The 20,037-nt window shown below is 67.3% G+C and carries 16 protein-coding genes; 7 read left to right on the forward strand and 9 right to left on the reverse strand.

Annotated elements, in window-relative coordinates; translation table 11 throughout:
• Positions 1 to 9: 9 nt before the first annotated feature.
• Positions 10 to 1,983 (reverse strand): alpha-amylase family protein, encoded by a 1,974-nt coding sequence (locus ABRP34_RS02170; protein WP_353712094.1) that lies wholly within the window; start codon positions 1,981 to 1,983, stop codon positions 10 to 12.
• A gap of 229 nt (positions 1,984 to 2,212) precedes the next feature.
• Between ABRP34_RS02170 and ligD the strand changes: the two genes are divergently transcribed.
• Positions 2,213 to 3,235: a non-homologous end-joining DNA ligase gene (gene ligD / locus ABRP34_RS02175; protein WP_353712095.1), complete on the forward strand. Its 1,023-nt coding sequence runs from the start codon at positions 2,213 to 2,215 to the stop codon at positions 3,233 to 3,235.
• A 127-nt stretch (positions 3,236 to 3,362) separates the two neighbouring features.
• Here ligD and ABRP34_RS02180 read toward each other — a convergent pair whose 3' ends face one another.
• Complete coding sequence (locus ABRP34_RS02180) at positions 3,363 to 3,983, reverse strand: L-threonylcarbamoyladenylate synthase (RefSeq protein WP_353712096.1); 621 nt, start codon at positions 3,981 to 3,983, stop codon at positions 3,363 to 3,365.
• Positions 3,984 to 4,063: 80 nt separating this feature from the next.
• Entirely contained in the window at positions 4,064 to 6,040 is a 1,977-nt protein-coding gene (locus ABRP34_RS02185; protein ID WP_353712097.1) for an amino acid transporter, read from the reverse strand.
• A gap of 166 nt (positions 6,041 to 6,206) precedes the next feature.
• On the opposite strand from ABRP34_RS02185, the gene ABRP34_RS02190 reads away from it, so the two are divergent.
• The 3 genes from ABRP34_RS02190 to ABRP34_RS02200 all read left to right on the forward strand — a co-directional run bounded on the left by ABRP34_RS02190 (position 6,207) and on the right by ABRP34_RS02200 (position 9,482).
• Entirely contained in the window at positions 6,207 to 8,252 is a 2,046-nt protein-coding gene (locus tag ABRP34_RS02190; RefSeq protein ID WP_353712098.1) for a DUF4118 domain-containing protein, read from the forward strand.
• Positions 8,249 to 8,923: a response regulator gene (locus ABRP34_RS02195; protein ID WP_306923446.1), complete on the forward strand. Its 675-nt coding sequence runs from the start codon at positions 8,249 to 8,251 to the stop codon at positions 8,921 to 8,923. Before ABRP34_RS02190 ends, ABRP34_RS02195 begins: the two co-directional genes overlap by 4 nt.
• 127 nt (positions 8,924 to 9,050) lie before the next feature.
• Positions 9,051 to 9,482 carry a VOC family protein gene (locus ABRP34_RS02200; RefSeq protein ID WP_353712099.1) on the forward strand — a complete coding sequence of 144 codons (432 nt, stop codon included), beginning with the start codon at positions 9,051 to 9,053 and terminating at the stop codon, positions 9,480 to 9,482.
• 36 nt (positions 9,483 to 9,518) lie between these two features.
• On the opposite strand, the gene ABRP34_RS02205 is transcribed toward ABRP34_RS02200, so the two are convergent.
• Complete coding sequence (locus tag ABRP34_RS02205) at positions 9,519 to 10,457, reverse strand: LysR family transcriptional regulator (RefSeq protein WP_003805478.1); 939 nt, start codon at positions 10,455 to 10,457, stop codon at positions 9,519 to 9,521.
• A 241-nt stretch (positions 10,458 to 10,698) separates the two neighbouring features.
• On the opposite strand from ABRP34_RS02205, the gene ABRP34_RS02210 reads away from it, so the two are divergent.
• The 3 genes from ABRP34_RS02210 (at position 10,699) to ABRP34_RS02220 (ending at position 13,791) form a co-directional block, all read left to right on the forward strand.
• Positions 10,699 to 11,817, forward strand: coding sequence for a PrpF domain-containing protein (locus ABRP34_RS02210; protein ID WP_353712100.1), 1,119 nt, complete (start codon positions 10,699 to 10,701; stop codon positions 11,815 to 11,817).
• 10 nt (positions 11,818 to 11,827) lie between these two features.
• The gene (locus ABRP34_RS02215) at positions 11,828 to 13,276 is read left to right on the forward strand and encodes an SLC13 family permease (protein WP_353712101.1); all 1,449 of its coding nucleotides are present in this window, start codon (positions 11,828 to 11,830) and stop codon (positions 13,274 to 13,276) included.
• 266 nt (positions 13,277 to 13,542) lie between these two features.
• On the forward strand, positions 13,543 to 13,791 hold the full coding sequence (locus tag ABRP34_RS02220) for a hypothetical protein (protein ID WP_003805486.1): 249 nt from the start codon (positions 13,543 to 13,545) through the stop codon (positions 13,789 to 13,791).
• A 36-nt stretch (positions 13,792 to 13,827) separates the two neighbouring features.
• On the opposite strand, the gene ABRP34_RS02225 is transcribed toward ABRP34_RS02220, so the two are convergent.
• From ABRP34_RS02225 to ABRP34_RS02245, 5 genes are all read right to left on the reverse strand, one after another.
• Positions 13,828 to 16,254 carry a phosphoketolase family protein gene (locus ABRP34_RS02225; RefSeq protein ID WP_353713288.1) on the reverse strand — a complete coding sequence of 809 codons (2,427 nt, stop codon included), beginning with the start codon at positions 16,252 to 16,254 and terminating at the stop codon, positions 13,828 to 13,830.
• 68 nt (positions 16,255 to 16,322) lie between these two features.
• Entirely contained in the window at positions 16,323 to 17,090 is a 768-nt protein-coding gene (locus tag ABRP34_RS02230; protein ID WP_353712102.1) for a maleylpyruvate isomerase family mycothiol-dependent enzyme, read from the reverse strand.
• Complete coding sequence (locus ABRP34_RS02235; protein WP_353712103.1) at positions 17,090 to 17,932, reverse strand: fumarylacetoacetate hydrolase family protein; 843 nt, start codon at positions 17,930 to 17,932, stop codon at positions 17,090 to 17,092. Before ABRP34_RS02235 ends, ABRP34_RS02230 begins: the two co-directional genes overlap by 1 nt.
• Complete coding sequence (locus tag ABRP34_RS02240) at positions 17,932 to 19,074, reverse strand: cupin domain-containing protein (RefSeq protein WP_353712104.1); 1,143 nt, start codon at positions 19,072 to 19,074, stop codon at positions 17,932 to 17,934. The genes ABRP34_RS02235 and ABRP34_RS02240 overlap by 1 nt, the downstream gene beginning before the upstream one ends.
• Positions 19,075 to 19,195: 121 nt before the next feature.
• Complete coding sequence (locus ABRP34_RS02245; protein WP_353712105.1) at positions 19,196 to 19,993, reverse strand: IclR family transcriptional regulator; 798 nt, start codon at positions 19,991 to 19,993, stop codon at positions 19,196 to 19,198.
• Between the last annotated feature and the right edge of the window lie 44 nt (positions 19,994 to 20,037).

Below are 20,037 nucleotides of genomic sequence, written 5' to 3' on the forward strand. Positions count from 1 at the left end.
GCCGGTTGGCTACGAGGCCGGCACCACCCTGAGCCAGGCGTAATCCAGCGGCCGCAGCACGAGCCCCTCGTCGACCCGGACCGGTTCCTCGGAAAACAGATCCAAAGCTTCGGCCGCGAATCCGGACAGCGTTTCCGCCGACACCACCTGCGGGCCGTCACCGAAGTTGGCCAGGGCCAGGACCACCGTTCCCTCGCCCGGCCGCTGGTACCCCAGCACGGCGGGGTTGTTGGTAGTGAACGGAACGAGGCGGGTGCCGGCCAGTTCGGGGGTGGCCGCGCGGACCTCCGCCAGCCGCCTCAGACCGGCAAACACGGCGCCCTCGGGCGTGGCCGGGTCCAGGCGCTTGGCGTACTTTTCTGCTGGGAACTGCGGCCGGTGAACCCACCGGCTGTCGGTCTCGTGGCCGTCCTCCAGCGTGTAGTCGTAGTCATTGAGCTGGCCCACCTCGTCGCCGAGGTAGAGCAGCGGGATGCCGCCGGTGCTGAAGGCCACCGAGTGGGTGAGCAGAATACGGCGGATGGCCTCGGCCGAACCGTCCTCCAGGCCGCACAGCGACGCCGTGGTGCCGGAGATGCGGCAGTCGCCCGTCCGCGGGTTGTCCTGGAACGGCACGCCGCGGGCGAAGCTGCCCGGGAAACGGTTGACGTAGAACGAATTCAGGAACCGGCGGTGGTCGAAGCCGTTGATGCCGAACTCGGCGGCGTCTTCATCGGCGAACGTCCAGCCGATGTCGTCGTGGCTCCGCACATAGTTCACCCAGGATGTTCCCGGCGCAATGCTATGCCGCCGCTCGAGGGCCTGGGCGAGCAGCGACACGTTCCGCGTGGCGAGGGCTTCCCACGTGAGCGCCATCTGCAGCGGGTTGTAGGAGAGCTGGCACTCGGCGGGATCGATGTACAGGGCCACCTCATCCGGGTGCACGATCGCCTCGGACTTGAACAGCAGCGACGGCGCGGCGAGCCGGCAGACCGCGTTGAAGGCCTGCAGCAGGGTGTGCGCCTCAGGCAGGCTTTCGCACGGTGTCCCCAGCTGCTTCCAGATGAAGGCCACAGCGTCCATCCGCAGGATGTCCACGCCCAGGTTGGCCAGGAACAGCATTTCTCCCGTCATGGCGCGGAACACCTCGGGGTTGGAGTAGTTCAGGTCCCACTGGAAGGTGTGGAAGGTGGCCCAGACCCACCGGCCGTCCGGCAGCTGCACAAAGGAGCCGGGGTGGTCCTCCGGGAAAATTTCGCGCACGTTCTGTTCGAACGCATCGGGCATGGCGCGGTCCGGGAAGATCCAGTAATAGCCGCTGTAGCGCGGGTCGCCCTCGGCGGCCCGCTGTGCCCACTCGTGCTCGTTCGAGGTGTGGTTGAAGATGAAGTCCACCACCAGGCTGATGCCGTTCGCGCGCAGTTCGGCGGCAAGCGCCCGCAGCTGGTCCATGGTGCCGAGCTTCGGGTTGACCTCGCGGTAGCTGGACACGGCATAGCCGCCGTCGGACAGGGGCTCCGGAGCCAGGAACAGCGGCATCAGGTGTAGGTAGGTGAGGCCGAGTTCCTTGAAATACGGAATGCGGGCCCGGACGCCCTCCAGGTCTGCCGCATAGCGGTCCACGTAACAGACACCACCAAGCATGCGGTTGGACTGGAACCATTCGGTATTGCCTTCGCGGCCGGCGTCGAGTTTTTTCAGGTCTGCGGCCCGCTCCTTCCAGGAACGGGCGGCCTCCAGGGCGAGGGCCGCCAGCTGCTCCTCGATGTCCGGCCGCGATCCGTACAGCGCTCGGAACAGCCTGGACAGGTCGGGGAAATGGCGGTCGAAGCGCTGCTCCAGTGCGATCCAGTCCTGGCTGCCCGGCTCCAACCCGGCCAGCCCGGCCACTGTGCTGAACAGCTGGCGGCTGCCTGCCAGGGATGCCCCGGACGGCTGCGGCGAACCGGATCCCCGGGCGGCGAATGCTCCCTGGGCAGCGTCCAGACTCGCGGGTTCAACCATGAACGGGTCTCCTTCGACGAAACTCTGCGCCCGGCGGCGCCCGGTGGTTTCATCCCTCCGGTGGGTTTCATCCTTACAGATGGCCCCGCCGCTGCCCAGAGACCGGGCAGGTGTTTCTTCGGGGCCGACGGCGCAACCTGCCTGATGGAACTGCCTGTCACCGATCGTAGGCAGGAATCGCCGCAGGCATGCTGCTGACGCGGCGGGCCGCGCGGGGTAGGTTGTCCCCATGGCCAGTGAACAGACCACCATCAGTGTCGACGGACCGAACGGCCCCCGGGAAATGCGCCTCTCCAGCCCGAGCCGTGTGCTGTGGCCCGAGCTGGGACTGACCAAACTGGATCTCGCACGATACGTCGTGGATGTGGGTGAGGCCTTCATCAGGGCGAACGGCGACCGGCCGGTGTCCCTCCAGCGGTTTTCAGACAACGTCGACGGCGAGCAGTTCTTCTCCAAGAATCCGCCCAAAGGGACGCCGGACTTCATCCGTTCGGTTAAGGTGGTCTATCCGAGCGCGCGCTCGCACCCCCAGCTGGTTTTGGACGAGCCTGCGGCCGCGGTATGGGCGGTGCAGATGAACACCGTCGTCTTCCACCCGTGGCCCTCGCGCGCCGGAAATTCGGATAACCCGGACCAGCTGCGCATCGACCTTGACCCGCAGCCGGGCACGGACTTCGACGACGCAGTTCCTGCGGCCCTGGAGTTGAGAAAAGTGCTGTCGGAGGCCGGGCTGAACGCTTTTATCAAGACATCGGGGAACCGTGGCCTGCACGTGTACGCGCCCATTGAGCCAACCCGCGAGTTCCTGGACGTCCGCCATGCCGTGATCGGCGCCGCCCGGGAGCTTGAGCGGCGGATGCCGGACAAGGTGACCACGAACTGGTGGAAGGAGGAACGCGGGGAGCGAATCTTCCTCGATTTCAACCAGGCCAACCGTGACCGCACCATCGCCGGCGCCTACAGCCCGCGGGCGCTCCCGCACGCTTCCGTGTCCTGTCCCATCAGCTGGGACGAACTGGAGAGCGTGAATCCAAAGGACTTCACCATCCTCACCGTGCCGGACAGGCTGAAGACGGTGGGGGACCCATGGGCGGAGATGCATGCCAACCCGGGCACCATCGACACACTGCTGGGGTGGTGGGAGCGCGACCGCGAGAACGGGCTGGGGGAACTGCCGTTCCCGCCGGACTACCCCAAGATGCCGGGCGAACCGCCCCGGGTCCAGCCCAGCAGGGCGAAGAAGGCCGAGTAGCCGGGCACACCGCCCCGCCCGGGGCGGTGCCTAGGCCCGAACCCCGCGCAACTTAAACCAGTCCCTACTTAACCCGCGCCCCAACTGAAACCAATCCCTACTCAACCGCGCCCAACTCAAACCTGTCCTACTCAAACCGGGACGGGTCGCCGGTGCCGCGGCGCACCACCTCGGCAGTGCCGCCGGAGAAGTCGACGACGGTGGTCGGTTCGGAGCCGGTGTCACCGGACTCGATCACCGCGTCCACCACATGGTCCAGCCGCTCCTTGATCTCCCAGCCCTGGGTCAGCGGGTCCTCCTCGTCCGGCAGCAGCAGCGTGCTGGACAGCAAAGGTTCGCCAAGCTCCGCCAGCAGCGCCTGGACGAAATTGTGCCGCGGAATGCGCACACCCACCGTCTTCTTCTTCGGATGCAGCAGCCGGCGGGGGACCTCCTTGGTGGCCGGCAGGATGAACGTGTAGCTGCCGGGCGTGACGGACTTGATGCTGCGGAACACATCGTTGCCGATGTTCACGAACTGCCCCAGCTGGGCGAAATCCCGGCAGACCAGCGTGAAATGGTGCTTGTCGTCCAGCTGCCGAATGGAACGGATCCGGTCCAGCGCCTCCTTGTTCCCCAGTTGCGCGCCGAGGGCGTAGCAGGAGTCCGTGGGGTAGGCGATCAGCCCGCCCGATCGAAGGAGCTCCGCGATCTGCGAGATCGCGCGGGGCTGGGGGTCCTCGGGGTGGACATCAAAGAATTTCGCCATGCGTTGAGCCTACGGCCCGGCCGCCGTCCACGCACGCACCCGCGCGCGCGCGATCACAGCCGCGCCCCCAGTCCCGGCCCTTACCCCACGTGCACCCACGGCCGCCTGGTGACCTCCGGTTCGGCTTCGCGCAGCACCTCGCGCGTGACCGGCGCGATCTCACCCTCCCCGAGGAACAGGAAGCGCAGCAGGTTCACCACGGGATTGCCCTCCGTCCAGCGGAAGTAGATGTGCGGCATGAGGCCGGTGACGTCCCGGATGTGCAGGAGCACGGACGCGATGGTGTTCGGAACGACGGGCCCGTGCACCTCCAGCACCCGGTAGCCGTGCCGCACCACCCCGTGCACCTGCAGCTCGGTTTCGAAGTCCGAGGAGTCGTCAACAATCACCTCAAGGAACAGCGCCTCGTAATGGACCGGCAGGTGGCTGACCTCGATGGCGGATGTCAATTTCTGCCGGTACGCCTCCGCGGTCAGCCTGCGCGGCTCGTGCGCGATGATCCCGATCGGGCCGCTCTCGTCCGCGGCAACGAATTCCAGGGCCGTCCGGTCGAGGCGGACGTGGGTAGCGTGCAGCTCGAAGGACCGCCCGATCCTGGACAGCAGCGAAATGACGATGATGCCGGCGATGAAGAACGCCGCAATGCGGATACCCTCGGGCCGCTCAATGACGTTCGCGACCGTCGTGTAAATGAACACCAGGGCGATCAGCCCGAAGCCGGCGGTGCGCTTCCGCTGCCGGCGCCGCCGGGCGGACAGCGCGACGGCGACCGCCGCCGACGTCATCAGCACCAGCACGCCGGTGGCGTAGGCACCGCCCTGGGCGTCGACGTCGGCCTCGAAAAGAATGGTGACCAGAAAGGCGATGAAACCGAAAACCAGCACCAGCGGCCGGACGGCCTTCGCCCACTCGGGCGCCATCCCGTACCGCGGCAGGTACCTCGGCACCAGGTTCAGCAGCCCGGCCATCGCCGACGCGCCCGCGAACCACAGTATGGCGACGGTGCTCAGGTCGTAGACCGTGCCGAACCCGTTCCCCAGGTACTGGTGGGCCAGGAAGGCAAGGGCGCGCCCGTTGGCCTGCCCGCCCGGTTGGAATTCGGCGGCCGGAATGAGGATCACCGTGGTGAGGCTGCTGGCGATGAGGAACGCGCTCATGATCAGCGCGGCCGTGGTCAGCATGCGGCGGGTTCCCTCGACGCGGCCCGCCGGGTCCTCCTCGGTGTCCGAATCCTGCCCCCGGACCTGCGGCATGACTGCCACGCCGGTTTCGAAGCCGGACAGCCCAAGGGCCAGCTTGGGAAACACCAGCAGCGCTATGGCCACCGCCAGGACAGGATTGCCGTGCGACGTCCCCAGGGCCTGCCACCAGTCACCGACGGCGGTCGGGTGGCCCAGGGTTTCGACGGCGGCCCTTGCCACCACCACGACGTTCAGCCCCAGATAAACCGCCACCAGGACGACGGCGATCCCGATCGCCTCCTTGAACCCCCGCAGGAACACAGCAGCGAGCAGCGCCAGGAGAACGAGGGTCACCGTCACTTCCTGCCCCTGCAGCCACGCCGGGGCGTAGGGATTCTGGATGAGGTGCGCCGTGGCGTCGGCGGCGGAGAGGGTCATGGTGATCATGAAGTCCGTCGCCGCGAAGCCGAGCAGCACCAGGACGAACACCTTCCCGCCCCAGCGGGGGAGAAGCCGCTCCAGCATGGCGATGGAACCCTCGCCATGGGAACTTTCGCCCGCCACGCGGCGGTACACCGGCAGTGCACCGAACAGTGTGACGACCACCAGCACCAACGTGGCGAGCGGGGAAATGACGCCGGCCGCGAGCGCGGCGATGGCGGGCTGGTAGCCGAGCGTGGAGAAGTAGTCCACGCCGGTCAGGCACATGACCTGCCACCATGCATGCTTCCGCTCGTTGGCCATGGTCCGGCCGCCGGGTCCCTGGTGGGATCCCTTACTGTCCTGAAGGCCCAGCAGCAGCCAGCTGTGAAGCCGTTGCCTCCGTGTGCGGCGCAGCTCGGAGGGTTCCGCCGGTGGGCGGCTCATGGTGGTCATGGTGCCTTTCAGCCCGGGGCACTTCGCTGCGGGCACTGCCGAACGTAGCACCGGGCAGGAGCGCCGGGACCGCAGGCAGCGGAATCTTGACGGATCCTTAACGCCGGTGTGAAGCACCCCACCGCACGTGCCGCGTTGGCTGGCGGACAGGTGAAAGAATGGCGTCATGGCAGGGGAACGGATCGTCATTGGCCTGTCGGGAGGCCTTGAGGGGGAGGTCCTGATCCGCCGTGCCTTCAAGGTCCTGGACGGAGCCGGCGGCGGGGACCTGCTCGCCGTGCACATCCGTTCCGCGGACGGCGCGTCGCGGGAATCGACCAGCGCCCTCGAATCGCAGCGCCGCCTGGTGGTGGAGCTGGGGGGCAGTTACCACACCGTCGCCGCAGCTGACCCCGTCGAAGCACTCCTCGGGTTTGCGTCCCATGTCGGCGCCACCCGCCTGGTCATCGGCCAGTCACGGGCACAACAGCTGTCGAGGCCTTTCACCGGCGCCACGGAGACACGGATCATCCGCCGTGCCGGAGACCTCGACGTGCAGGTGGTGCCGCATCCCCTCGCCGGGCGCGGCACAGGCCGGCGGCGGCAGCGGGACCTCGGCCGCGTGCGCGTCGCCGTCGGGTTCGTGCTGGCGGCCGCAGTCCCCATCCTGATGCAGCTGGCGCTCGCCGTCATTGAGCACAGTGTGGCCACCGCCGTCCTGGTCCAGCTCGCCGGGGCCGTAGCCGTAGCGCTCGTGGGAGGCCTTTGGCCTGCTGTCGCGGGGGCGCTCTGGAGCAGCCTGCTGGTCAACTACTTCTCGACGCCGCCGCTTGGCGAACTGGCCATCAAAGACCCGCAGGACCTGCTTTCCCTGGCCGTGTTCGTGGGCGTCTCGGTGGCTGTGGCCGGCGTGGTGGACAGGTCTGCCCGGCGGTCCAAGGAAGCCTCCCGGGCGCGCGCCGAGGCCGCGACGCTCGGCGAGCTGGCCCGCGGAGCCACACGCGCGGAGGACACCGTGGGCAGTCTCCTGGAACAGGCACTGGACGTCTTCGGAGTCCGCGGAGCGGCCCTCTTCAGCGGGACGGCTTCCCGGAGCGGACTGGCTTCCGGCGACGCACAGCCTTTCAGTGACGCACCGGCTTCCCGCGACGGGGAGGGCGGGCCAGTGCGGAAGCTGCTGGCGAGTGCGGGCGAGCTGACCGATTCTGAACGGGAAGGCGCGGATTTTGCCGAGCACACCGTGGAACCGGTCGACGACGGCACCTGGCTGGTGCTGTTCGGCAGGACGGTGCCGGCTGCAGACAGCAGCCTGCTGGGCGCCTTCGCCGCGCACGTGCTGGCACAGCTGGAGCGCCGGCAGCTGGCCGCCAGCCGGCTGGAAGTGCTTCGGCTTGCCGAAGGCAACACCATGCGGACCGCGATCCTCCGCGCTGTCTCGCACGACCTCCGCACGCCGCTCGCCGGTATCAAGCTCGCCGTCGGCGGCCTTCTGCAGACCGCCGTCACGTACACGCCCGAGGAGAAACAGGAGCTGTTGGAAACCATCGACGAATGCTCGGACCGGCTGGACGCCCTGGTGGGGAACCTCCTCGACATGTCCAGGATCACGGCCGATTCGGTACGGCCCCTGATGAAGCCCATCCGGTGGCTCGACGTCGTGCCCCCGGCGCTGCGTGGGCTTCCGCCGGGCAGCGTGCGGGTGGTGTTGCCGCCGAACCTTCCCGCCGTTGACGCTGACGCTGTCCTGCTGGAACGCGTCATCGCCAACATCGCGGAAAACGCGGTCAAGTACGCGCCCGCATCGGACGTCACCGTGACCTCGGCGTCGGGCGGGCTCAGCAGCGCCGTCCTCAACGGCCACCCGGCCGGCGAACTGCGGATCATCGACCACGGACGCGGCGTGCCTGACCGCAATGTGCAGGCGATGTTCCGGCCCTTCCAGCGCCTGGACGATCTGTCACAGTCAACCGGCGTGGGACTCGGACTGGCCGTCGCGAGGGGATTCGTCTCGGCCATGGGCGGCAGCCTGGGGGCGGAGGAGACGCCCGGCGGGGGACTCACGATGGTCATCCGGCTTCCCCTCTCGACGGGACATGCCTCACCAGGGCATGGCTCAACGGGGCCTGACTCAACGGGGCCCGACTCAACAGGGCTAGACAGGCACGACGGCGGCCCATCCGCCGTTTCGCCTGCCGGTTCTCCGGCTGTTGCTCCCCAGGAGACTGCCCAGTGACCGGCGTCCTCGTGGTCGATGATGACCAGCATCTGCTAAAGGCCCTGCGGATCACGCTGCAGGCACATGGCTACGCCGTGGAGACGGCCGCGGACGGCGAGGCGGCGTTGATTGCCGCCTCCCGCAATCCGCCCGGGATTGTTGTCCTGGACCTCGGACTGCCCGACATGGATGGCGCGGCGGTCCTCCGGGAACTCCGCCGCTGGAGCACCGCACCTGTCCTGGTGCTCTCGGCCCGGCACGGCTCATCGGACAAGGTGGACGCCCTCGACGCCGGCGCGGACGACTACATCACCAAGCCCTTCGGACTGGAGGAGCTTCTGGCCCGGCTTCGCGCCCTCCTGCGCCGGGCCCCGGAAGCCACCGAGCCGTCCACGGTGGACACCCCGGAGTTCAGCGTGGACCTGGGACGGCGGATGGTCACCCGGAACGGAGAACCCGTGCGGCTCACTCCCACGGAGTGGAGCATTCTCGAACTGCTTGTACGGAATCCCGGGAAGCTCATCACCCAGCAGCAGATCCTGGCCAGCGTGTGGGGTCCGGCCTACGAAAAGGAAGCCAATTACCTGCGCGTCTATATGGCGCAGCTGCGGCGCAAGCTTGAGGCGGACACCGGCAACCCGCGCCATCTGCTGACCGAGGCCGGCATTGGCTACCGATTCCGGCCCTGACCTGCACTTATGAACGGCCAGTGAACTTCAGTGAACCCCTATGAAGAGGAGAGGGATTCGGGCAACATGTGTAGTGCCGGGCGTCTCTCACCACGCGCCAACATGTACAGCCGAAGGAGAACCGATCGTGTCCACCCTGCTCAACCCGTACATCAGCTTCCGTGACAACGCCCGCGACGCAATGACCTTCTACCAGTCGGTGTTCGGCGGTGAGCTGGCGCTCAGCACCTTCGGGGAGTTCCAGGCCAGTGAGGATCCCGCGGAGGCGGACAAGATCATGCACGGGATGCTGACCTCGGAGAAGGGGCTCGTGCTTATGGGGGCCGACACGCCCAACTCCATGGATTACTCGCCGGGGAACAACATTTCCGTGTCGCTCAGCGGGGACGATGAGGCCGAACTGCGAGGCTACTACGACAAGTTGTCAGGTGAAGGTGGCACAGTCACCGTCCCGATGGAGAAAGCACCCTGGGGCGATATCTTCGGCATGTGCACCGACAAGTTCGGCATCGCGTGGCTGGTCAACGTCAACGGAGCCGCGGCAGCTCCTGGTTCCTAGCCACGAAGTAGGCATTTAGACGGTTTTGGGGCCCGCCTAGAGGTAGTCGCCGGCCCGTTCGCGTGCAATTTCCAGCAGTGTGGAGTGAAAGGCCACCTCGGCCGGGGCGTAGACCTTGTCCTCGCGCTGTGCCAGCAGGACCCGCCGCAACGGGGCAGCGGCACCCAGGCTCAGCACCTTCACGTCGGGATGCTGCAGTGCCACAGCAGTCTTGGGCACCATGGCCACACCCATTCCCACGCTGACCATGGCCTGGGCTTCCTGGTAGTCGTTGGCCAGGAAGGCAATCTTGGGTTCGAACCCGGTGTCGTGGGCGGAACGCTGCAGAACCTCCACGACGGGGTGGGCCTCGGCGCGCACAATCCAGGACTCGTTGCGCAGCTCCGCCATACTTACCTGCTCCCGGTCAGCCAGCGGATGGCTGCGGGCCACCAGGATCACGGTGCTCTCCCGGAAGACCTCTGTGACCCGGATCGAGTCGTCCCGGAACGGATTCCACGGGTAGTCCCAGAGAAGGCACAGTCCCGTGGCCCCGGACTGCAGATCTGCCACGAGTTCATCGAAGCGGGCGCTTCGCAACGAGAGGTTGATGGCCGGATAGCGCTTCTTGAAGGTCCGGATGACGATTGGCAGGAATGATCCGGCCAGGGTCGGGAAGGTGCCAACGGTAAGCGAACCGCGTTTGAGGCCGGCGATCTGGCCCAGGTCGGACCGGGCCGCCTGCATCTGCCAGACAATCTTGCGGGCGTGGCCTGCCAGCACCTGGCCGGCTTCGGTAGGCACTACCCCGCGGGAGCGGCGGGTGAGGAGAGGCTGCCCCACCTCCTGTTCCAGCTTACGAAGCTGCTGGGAGACCGCCGAGGGCGTGTACATCATGAGGTCTGCCGCGGCCGTGATGGAGCCCTGCTCCACCACTTCCAGCAGCAGGGCCAGCCGCCTGATATCGAACAAGTCCTGGCTTTCATCGTTAAGCAACGCTTCGCCCTTCTGCGCATTTGGTTCATTCACTGTCAGGACGCGGCCTGGACCTAGGAGATGCCGCCTCGGGTCGGGCCAGGGAGGGGAGAGATGCGCGGAACAGGCCTCTCCTTCTCAGTGACTTAAGCATCCCTACATCCCCCAAAAATAATCCAACATTGTCTAAAGGTGTGATCTGGCTCAATCTCTTCTCAGGCGCCGATAACGAAATCGAGCACGAGGAGAAGCGGTACACACCATGAAGATCCAAGCCCAATGGATGCGCGGAGGCACCAGCAAGTGCTGGGTGTTCGAAGCGGAGCATCTTCAGGAGGCCGGCACCAGCCTCGATGTGCTGCTGCCGCGGCTTTTCGGCAGCCCGGACCCGCGCCAAATCGACGGCGTCGGCGGAGGCACCTCGACCACCAGCAAGGCCGTCATCCTGCACCGGCCCGTCAGCGACGATGTCGACGTCGAGTACACCTTCGCCCAGGTGGGCATCGAAGAGGCCGCGGTGGACTGGGGCAGCAACTGCGGTAACGGCTCGGCGGTGGTGGGTCTGTACGCCATCGAGCAGGGGTGGGTGCTTCCCACCGGCGACGTCACCCGGATCGTCACCCGCAACACCAATACCAACCAAATCATCGTCCAGCGCGTGCCCACCCCCGCCGGCGCTCTGGCAGCGGTTCCGGACGCCCAGATGCCCGGCGTGCCGTTCCCCGGCTACGCAGTGGGGCTGGGCTTCCAGGACCCTGCCGGCAAGACCACCGGTTCGCTGCTTCCCACCGGAACGGCCACCGACACCATCGCCGCCGGCGGAACCCGCTGGACCGTGTCCATGGTCGACGCTGGAGCTCCGGTGGTGATGGTCCGCGCCGAGGAGCTCGGCCTGGACCCGGCCCGGTACGACAGCTGGCGCACCCGGGTGGAGCTGGAACTGGATACCCTGGAGCTGATCCGGCGCCAGGCAGCCGTGCGGATGGGGCTGGTCGCCACAACAGCGGAAGCGGCGCGGGCCATCCCCAAACTCGCCATCGTCGGTGCCCCCACCCAGGCCGATCCCGGCTGCGACGCCAACGTCATGATGCTCTCGATGGGCAAACCCCACCCGGCCCTGGCCATCACCGGCAGCATCGCCCTGACCCTGGCCGCCCGCACCTCCGGCACCGTGCTGCACAGCATCACGGGCGACACCCTGGGGAGCACGCTCCGGCTCCGAACGCCCGCCGGGGTCATTGAGACGTGGAGCGAGGAACAGGGCAGGACGCTCCTCGTAGGCGTCGACCGCACGGCCCGCACGATCGCCACCACCATCATCCACCTCCCCGAGGACACCGGCAGCGCCGTCGCCGCCTCCCTCGCGGGAGCCACTCGCTGAGGAGACCATCATGACCAAGACTGAGACCCGCACCATTGCCGCTGCGGGCGAGACCCGCGGCGAAGACACCAGGCGTCCCACCCGACGCCGCCGTATCCTACTGGTGGCGGTGGCCGCCGGTTTCGCGATCCTGGCGTTGATTGCCCTCATGCTGGGGGGTGACATCTTCAACCCGGCGGCCACCGCGGAACGGGAGCCCACCATGACCGCTGTGCAGATCATCCCGCTCGTCATCCTCGTGGTTATGTTCGTCGTCGCCACGAAGTGGCCGCTGAACATCGGCGTCATGGGGCTGGTCGCATCCTTCGGCGTCGGCTACTTCATGCTTGGCATGACCGACAAACAGATCCTTGAAGATTTCCCGGCCAGCATCGTCCTGACGATCATCGGCGTCACCTACTTCTTCAGCATGGCCCAGCGGAACGGCACCATCGACATCATCGTCCGGACCTGCGTGCGCCTCGTCAGGGGCAAGACGATGCTCTTGCCGTGGGTGTTCTTCCTGATCGCTGCCGCGCTGACATCATTGGGCACCTTCTCACCGGCCGCGGTCGCACTGCTGGCACCGGCGGCCATCGGATTCGCCTACGAGTCGCGCATCCATCCCGTGCTGATGGGCGCGTTCATCATCAACGGAGCGCACGCCGGCGGCTTCTCCCCGTTGTCGGTGGCGGGCGTACTGGTGCATGACATCGCCCTGAAAAACGACTTTCCCATCTCCCAGGGCGCACTCTTCGCCGCCAGCTTCGCCGTCAACCTCATCCTCTCCGCACTGACAGTGGTCCTGTTCGCCCTCATCGGCAAACTGCGCGACAGCCACGGCGGCCAGCACGCCGACGTCGACACGTCCCGAACCGGCCGTCCCCATGGCCAGCAAATCTTCACGCTGGCCCTGATCGCCGTGATGCTGGTGTGCACCCTGGGCTTCCACATGCCCATCGGCTTTGTGGCCCTCTCGGCCGGCCTCCTGCTGGCATTCGTAAACATCAAGGAACACCGGACCTTCGTCGGCGGAGTCTCCTGGTCCACCGTCCTGCTGGTCGCCGGTATGATCACCTACGTCTCCCTGCTCCAGCACGTGGGCGTCATCGACACCCTCGCCGAGCAGGCCCTGGCACTGGGCGCACCGCTGCTCATCGCACTGGTCCTCTGCTACGTGATCGGCGTCGGCTCAGCCTTCGCCTCCTCCACGGCCCTGCTGACCGCGTTCATCCCCCTGGCCGGCCCCCTGCTGGCCACGAGCTCGCTGAGCGCTTCCGGAACGGTGGCTGCCCTCGCCATCGCGGCCACCGTCGTGGACGTCTCGCCCTTCTCCACCGACGGTGCCCTGGTGGTCGCCAACGCCCGCGAGGACGACCGGCAGCGCGTCTACAAGCAGTTGATGATGTACGCCGGCGGTGTCGTGCTGGTCGCCCCGGCCCTGGCCTGGGCACTGCTGGTACCCACCGGCATCATGTAACCAGCCAGAACAGCCGGAGATCGAAGACTGCCGGGCACATCCGGCGCGCGTCGGTCCCCGACCCCGCACTCCATCGCAACAGGTAGCCCGAAGGACGGGCGCGGGATGCGGGTCCGCACGCAGAAGGCAGGGAGACGGCAACGGCTCCCTGCCTTCGCCACAATCCCGCCCGGTCTCGCCCATCTCTTCCGCCCGGTCTCGCCCATCTCTTCCGCTCGTCCAGCCCTTCCGCTCGTCCAGCCCTCCCACTCGACAAGGACACTGCCATGACAAATTATTCACGCACCCCCAAACCGCTGGCCGCACGACCTGAACCGGTACCCAACTGGTCAAAACTGTCCCGCGCTGACCAGGTGGAGATCTACCGGAACGGCAAAGCCATAGCATCAGGAAAGATTGACATGCTGGCCATGGATGGAAGCATGCTCTGGATACACCAGGACGGTGCAAACGGCCGCGCGCTGTTCCTGCACGGTGACGGGCTCAAGGTATACCGACGCCCGCGCCGCCACTGACGCGAGGCGACGCTTTTTGGTGTCCCACCTGGCTGTTCAGGAGCCTGGCGGCGACCAGACCCATTCGCGGATATCGGGCAGGTCTTCGAAGTGCTCCCGGATGTATTCGGCGTGGGCGTCCAGCTGCTGGTTGCAGTGGTCGGCCAGGGCCTGCGCGCCGTCGAACTGCCGAGGCATCCGGCTGAGTGCCTCCAGTGCCAGGTGGTAGCGGCTCATCCGGTTGAGAACCACCATGTCGAACGGCGTAGTGGTGGTGCCCTGCTGGCTGTAGCCGCGGACGTGGAACCTCTCCGGGTTCGGCCGGCCGTGCAGGAGCTGGTGGAAGGACCGGGCGTAGCCGTGCCAGGCCACGACCACCTCGCCGGTGTCCGTGAACAGCGAAGTGAACGCCCCGTCGTCGAGCCCGTGTGGGTGCACGTCCCGCGGCGGAAGCACCATGGCATCCATGACGTTCACCACGCGAACGGTGGCATCCGGAACGTGGCGCTGCAGCAGCCAAGCGGCCGCCAGTGCCTCCTCGGTGGGGATGTCGCCGGCGCAGGCGAGAATGATGTCGGGTTCCGCGCTGCTGCCATTTTCGTTGCCGGCCCATTCCCACCGCGACGCTCCAGCTTCGGCGTGCGCGCGGGCTTCCGCCAGCGTGAGGTACTGGGGATGGGACTGCTTGTCGACGACGACCAGGTTCACGTAGTCCTTGCTGCGCAGGGCGTGCTCTGCGGCTGCCAGCAGCGTGTTGGTGTCTGGCGGCAGGTAGATTCTGGTCACCTCGCCGGACAGGGACAGCACGGTGTCGATCAGGCCCGGGCCCTGGTGGCTGAAGCCGTTGTGGTCGTTGCGCCAGCACGTGGAGGTCAGCAGGATGTTCAGGCTCGGCACTGGCGACCGCCATGCCAGCTCCCGGGCGTGCTGCAGCCATTTGGCGTGCTGGACGGTCATGGAGGCGCTGACCATGGCGAAGGCCTCGTAGCTGGCGAAGAACCCGTGCCGGCCGGTCAGCAGGTAGCCCTCCAGCCAGCCCTGGCAGAGGTGCTCCGAGAGCACCTCCATCACGCGCCCGTCCGCCGAGACGTGGTCGTCCCCGTCGTGCCCCGGGAGCAGGAGGCAGCGGTCGGTGGCCTCGAAGACGGCGCCCAGCCTGTTGCTGTTGGTCTCATCCGGGCAGAACAGCCGGAACCGGGGGTTGTCCTCCGTTCCTGTGTAGAGGTCGCGGAAGAGCTCGCCCAGCGGCTTGGTGGTTTCGATGCTGGTGGAGCCCGGCCGTCCGGGATCGACGGCGTACTGCTCGAGGTCGGGAATCTCCAGCGGGACGGACGGCTGGCCGTTGGCCCAGGGTGCGGCCCCCATCCGGAGCCTGCCTTCTGGCGCCAGTGCGGCCAGTTCGGGCAGGAGCCTGCCGCCGTCGTCGAACAGCGATTCAGGCTGGTAGGAGCGCATCCACTGCTCCAGCAGCGCCAGGTGCTCCGGGTCGTCCTTGACGCCTGACAGGGGAACCTGGTGCGCACGGAACGTGCCTTCCACCGGACTGCCGTCTACGGTTTCCGGGCCCGTCCACCCCTTGGGCGTGCGGAGAATGATCGCCGGCCAGCGGGCCGCCGTCGTTCGATTTCGCGTTCGATTACTGCCGGTTCCGGTGTCACCGGAACCGGCGTCCCGGGCGTCCCGCTGGATGTCCCGGATGGTGGCATAAGCATTGTCGAGCGCGGCGGACAGGGCCCGATGGACCTTCCCAGGCTGGTCGCCGGAGACCGTCACGGGCTCCCAGCCATTGGCGTGCAGCAGCGCCTCAACATCTTCATCCGAGCGGCGGCCCAGGACAGTTGGGCCGGAAATTTTGGCCCCGTTGAGGTGCAGGATGGGCAGGACCGCGCCGTCCCGCACAGGGTTGAGGAAGAACGGTGCCGTCCAGGAGGCGGCGAGCGGCCCGGTCTCGGCTTCGCCGTCGCCCACCACGCAGGCGGCAATGAGTCCGGGGTTGTCCATCACCGCGCCGGTGGCGTGCATGAGTGAATAGCCCAGCTCGCCGCCCTCGTGGATGGAACCGGGGGTGGCGGGGCCCACGTGGCTGCCCACGCCGCCCGGCGTCGAAAACTGCCGTGCCAGCCGGTGCATGCCGGCAGCGTCGCGGCTGACGTCGGGGTAGATCTCGGAGTAGGTGCCTTCGAGGTAGACGTTCGCCACCACGGACGGTCCGCCGTGGCCCGGCCCGGCGATGAACAGGACCTCGGCCGACGTATTCCGGATCAGGCGGTTCAGGTGGGCGTAGATCAGCGACAGCCCGGGTCCGGTGCCCCAGTGTCCCAGCAACCGCGGCTTGATGTGTTCCGGCCGCAGCGGCTCCCGGAGCAATGCATTGTCCTGGAGGTAGATCTGGGCCACCGTCAGGTAGTTCGCCGCGCTCCAGTAGCGGTGGAGGAGGTCCAGTTCGTCGTCCGAAATTGCCCCGTTTGCCCCGGCCATGCCCATGAATGTGCCTTCCGTCGGATCCGTTCCCGCGCTGACGGGCACAGTCTACCCCGGCGTTGTGGCCGACCTCAGATCCACTTCGGGGCGGCGGGAACGTTGGTCAGCCCCTCGTTCCCGCGGGCGGCGGTGACGCCGGTGGTGCCGCGGCCGGTGGCCCATTCGACGACGGCGGGCAGGGTGCCGGTGATGATCGTCCGGTCAGTGGCGCTGGTGTCGCCGAACGTGAGATCCGTGCCTGCTACTTCAGTGCCGGTGACTTTGATGAGGAGCCCGGCGTCGGTGCCACGGGTTTTCCAGGCGCCGGTGATGTCCCGCAGCAGCCGTTCCAGGACGGGTGCGGGAATGTCGCCGAAGGTTGCGCCGTTGCCCAGGTCGACGGCGTGGATCCAGACTTCGCGGGTGCGCATCCAGACGGTTTCGGAGGCAGGCACGGTGCGGCCCTGGACGGTCTTCACTTCGTTGGCCCAGTCCCGGTCGGGCAGGTCGCGCCATTCGACGGACAGGTGCACCGCGGAGTGGTCGAAGAGGTTCCGCAGGGCGATCGGGGAGAGGGTGGCGCCGAAGTTGATCTCGTGGTCCCGGACCTCGGTGGAGGGGTACATGGGTGTCTCCACCCCGGTCGCGGCCCATTCGACCAGCCGGGCGATCGCGCGGGCGTTGTAGCCGACGTGGGCCACGACGTGTCGGCGGGTCCAGCCCGGAAGGAGGGAGCCGCCGTCGAGCTCATCATCGGTGAGTTCGCTCAGTTTGCGGGCGAAGAACGCGGTGCCCCGCCGGGCCTGCAGGAGTTCTTCCTGCAGGCGCCGATCGGTGGCGAGGTCGGTGCGGGCGACCATCAGGCCTCCTTGACCGCGCGGTTGGCCAGCTGGCCCAGGCCCTCGATGGTGGTAACCAGGACCTGGCCTTCCTGCAGGTAGCGCTTGGGGTCCTGGGCGTGGCCCACGCCGCCGGGGGTGCCGGTGGCGATCACGTCGCCGGGGTTCAGGGTAATGATGGTGGAGATGTAGGAGACCAGGTATTCGGGGGTGAAGACGAGGTCCCCGGTGGGGGTCTGCTGCTGGATCTCGCCGTCCACGGCGGAGGTCATCAGCGGGCCGGCGCTGAACTCGTCCTTGGTGACCAGGGCGGGGCCGAACGGGGTGGAGTTTTCCCAGGTCTTGCCCTGCAGCCACTGGACGGTGCGGAATTGGTAGTCGCGCATGCTGATGTCGTTCAGGACCGAGTATCCGGCGATGTGATCCTTCGCGTCGGCTTCGCTGATCCGGCGGCCGGTTTTACCGATAACGACGGCGAGTTCGGCTTCCCAGTCCACGGCGTCGGATTCCTGCGGCAGCGCCAGGTCGTCGTTGGGGCCGATCAGGGATCCGGCGTATTTGGCGAACAGGGTGGGGTGTTCCGGGACTTCCCTTCCCATTTCCTTGATGTGGTTCCGGTAGTTGTGGCCCACGCAGATGATCTTGCCCGGAGCCGGGACAACGGCCTCGAGGTCGGCGCCCTCGAGCGGGTGCGTTGCGCCGTTGGCCGCCCGGGCGATCGACTCCCAGTTGGAGTCTTTCAGCAGGGCGCCGACGTCGCTGAACCCGTCGATCTCGGTCAGGGTGTCGCCGTCCTGGCGGACGGCGGCTGTGCCTTTGGAATTGCCGGTGCCTTTGGGGAGGCGGAGGGTGAGGAGTCTCATTACTTGTTGCGTCCTTCGGTGTAGGTGCGGTTGAAGTTCAGTCGTTCAAAGATGGGGGCGTCGCTGAAGCGGAACAGGTCAAACCCCGTTTGAGAACCAGCGTCGGCCTGCAGGGACCATTCCTGCCAGGACGGGACGACGAACAGGTCTCCCTTGGCCAGGTTCCGCGGTTCGCCGTTGAGCAGCACGGTGCCGGTGCCTTCGAAGACCTGCCACACGCTGGAGCCGACCTCGCGCAGGCGCTCGGTGGCGGCGCCGGCCCGGAGCCGGTGGAACTCGGCGCGGATGGTGGGCATCACATCCCCGCCCGTGGTCGGGTTCGAGTACCGGACGGCGGCATGGCCCTGGGACACCGTGGCCGGGTGGCCCTCATCCTCCAGGAGCAACTGCTCGCGCAGCGCGGCGTCGGTGTGTTCCCACCGGTACGCGGCGATGGGGGAGTTGGTGGTGTCGTCCAGGCCGGAGAGGGGACGCAGGCCCGGGTGGGCCCAGAGCCGCTCGGACCGGGAGATGTCAGGGGTGGCCTCGTCGGTGACGCGCTCGGTGCCGAACTCGAAGAACCCGGCGTCGGCGTAGTGCACGAACGGGATGTCCAGGCCGTCGATCCAGGCCATCGGCTCATCGGTGTCGTTGTGGTGGCCGTGGAAGTTCCAGCCGGGTGTGAGGAGGAAGTCGCCGCGGGACATCCGTACCGGGTCGCCGTTCACCACGGTCCAGACGCCTTCACCCTCGACGACGAACCGGAAGGCGTTCTGCGAGTGCCGGTGCTCCGGGGCGGTCTCCCGGGCGCCGAGATACTGGATGGCCGCCCACAGCGTCGGTGTCGCATAGGGCGTGCCACCCAGCCCCGGGTTGGCGAGGGCTATGGCCCGCCGCTCGCCGCCACGCCCGACCGGGACCAGGTCACCGGCGCGGGCAGCCAAGGGGTAGAGGTCGTTCCAGCGCCACACATGCGGTACGGCCTTCGGGGACGGGACCATCGGCATCAGGTCACCGATCTCGGTCCACAGCGGGATCAGGTTCTCCGACTCGAAGTCCCTGTACAGCTGCTCCAGCTGCACGGCTTCCTCCGGGGTAGGCTCCGGGGCCACATGGGCGGCGGCAACTGATGCATGGGTCGTGGTCTCGGCGCTGATGGACACGGGGGGCCTCCTCGGTGAGTGCGAATACGTCTGGGCGCACTACCGAGACTAGGGACGCTGCGGCTGTGACCCCCAGCATATTCTGTCCTGCAGAACTTTTAAGCCGCCTCGTTCGTTTCCGTCAGCCCGGCTCGGCCGGATTGGCGGCGATGTCGATCTCCAGCTGCCGGCGCGTTTCCAGCATGGCCCGCACCAGGCCGGCGTCGAAGACGGTGCGGAACCTGGTCACCGGCGTGGCTACGGTGATCGCGCCCACCACCTCGCCCTTCCCGTTGTGCAGGGCCATGCCGAGTGCGCTGATGCCCTCCTCGGTTCCCTCGAAGTTGGCCGCGAAGCCGTTGCTGCGGATGGTTTCCAGCTCCCGCAGGAACGCCGGGAACTCGGCGTCGGGAATGCTGTCCCCGCCAATCTCGGCATTCTGGCTCCGGAACAGCTGCTCAACCAGTGCCTGCTCCAGCTCGGCGAGCATGGCCTTGCCGCCGGATGCCCTGTGCGCCGGCAGTACGGTTCCCTGCCTGTCGCCCACGCGAAGGGCGTTGGTGCCTTCAATTGTCTCCAGGAACCGGACCTTGGTGCCCACCCGGATCATGAGGTTCACGGTCTCGTTGAGGCGCGAGCTCAGCAGTTCCATGTGGGGGCGTGCCAGGTTCCGCAGCAGCCGGGTCCAGGTGACCCCTGCCGGGCCCGCCCCCATCGCGGGTCCGGGGACGTAGCGCCTCGTCTCGTCCTGCACGGCGAAGCCCCGGTACACCAGCATCGCCAGCAGGCGGTGTGCCGTGGACGGTGCCACGCCAAGTTCGCTCGCGGCGTCCTTGAGCCGCAGGCTGCCCCCGTCGCGCAGCAGTTGCAGCAGCTGCAGGGCATTGTCCACCGCCTCGATCGAGTACGTGGGCTTCCTCCTGAGCGGTGAATTCTGCATGCCAGAATTGTATTGGAGTGCCGCCGCCTCAGCCTTGAGAGTTG

It is taken from the genome of Arthrobacter sp. K5 (assembly GCF_040448525.1).
Classification (GTDB): Bacteria; Actinomycetota; Actinomycetes; order Actinomycetales; family Micrococcaceae; genus Arthrobacter; species Arthrobacter globiformis.

What these genes read in the sequence shown, in the direction of transcription:
- ligD (WP_353712095.1), top strand. Translation starts at nt 2,213, where the DNA reads ATGGCCAGTGAACAGACCACCATCAGTGTCGACGGACCGAACGGCCCC.
- ABRP34_RS02245 (WP_353712105.1), bottom strand. Translation starts at nt 19,993, where the DNA reads ATGCAGAATTCACCGCTCAGGAGGAAGCCCACGTACTCGATCGAGGCG.
- ABRP34_RS02190 (WP_353712098.1), top strand. Translation starts at nt 6,207, where the DNA reads ATGGCAGGGGAACGGATCGTCATTGGCCTGTCGGGAGGCCTTGAGGGG.
- ABRP34_RS02220 (WP_003805486.1), top strand. Translation starts at nt 13,543, where the DNA reads ATGACAAATTATTCACGCACCCCCAAACCGCTGGCCGCACGACCTGAA.
- ABRP34_RS02225 (WP_353713288.1), bottom strand. Translation starts at nt 16,254, where the DNA reads ATGGGCATGGCCGGGGCAAACGGGGCAATTTCGGACGACGAACTGGAC.
- ABRP34_RS02235 (WP_353712103.1), bottom strand. Translation starts at nt 17,932, where the DNA reads ATGAGACTCCTCACCCTCCGCCTCCCCAAAGGCACCGGCAATTCCAAA.
- ABRP34_RS02230 (WP_353712102.1), bottom strand. Translation starts at nt 17,090, where the DNA reads ATGGTCGCCCGCACCGACCTCGCCACCGATCGGCGCCTGCAGGAAGAA.
- ABRP34_RS02170 (WP_353712094.1), bottom strand. Translation starts at nt 1,983, where the DNA reads ATGGTTGAACCCGCGAGTCTGGACGCTGCCCAGGGAGCATTCGCCGCC.
- ABRP34_RS02180 (WP_353712096.1), bottom strand. Translation starts at nt 3,983, where the DNA reads ATGGCGAAATTCTTTGATGTCCACCCCGAGGACCCCCAGCCCCGCGCG.
- ABRP34_RS02215 (WP_353712101.1), top strand. Translation starts at nt 11,828, where the DNA reads ATGACCAAGACTGAGACCCGCACCATTGCCGCTGCGGGCGAGACCCGC.
- ABRP34_RS02185 (WP_353712097.1), bottom strand. Translation starts at nt 6,040, where the DNA reads ATGACCACCATGAGCCGCCCACCGGCGGAACCCTCCGAGCTGCGCCGC.
- ABRP34_RS02210 (WP_353712100.1), top strand. Translation starts at nt 10,699, where the DNA reads ATGAAGATCCAAGCCCAATGGATGCGCGGAGGCACCAGCAAGTGCTGG.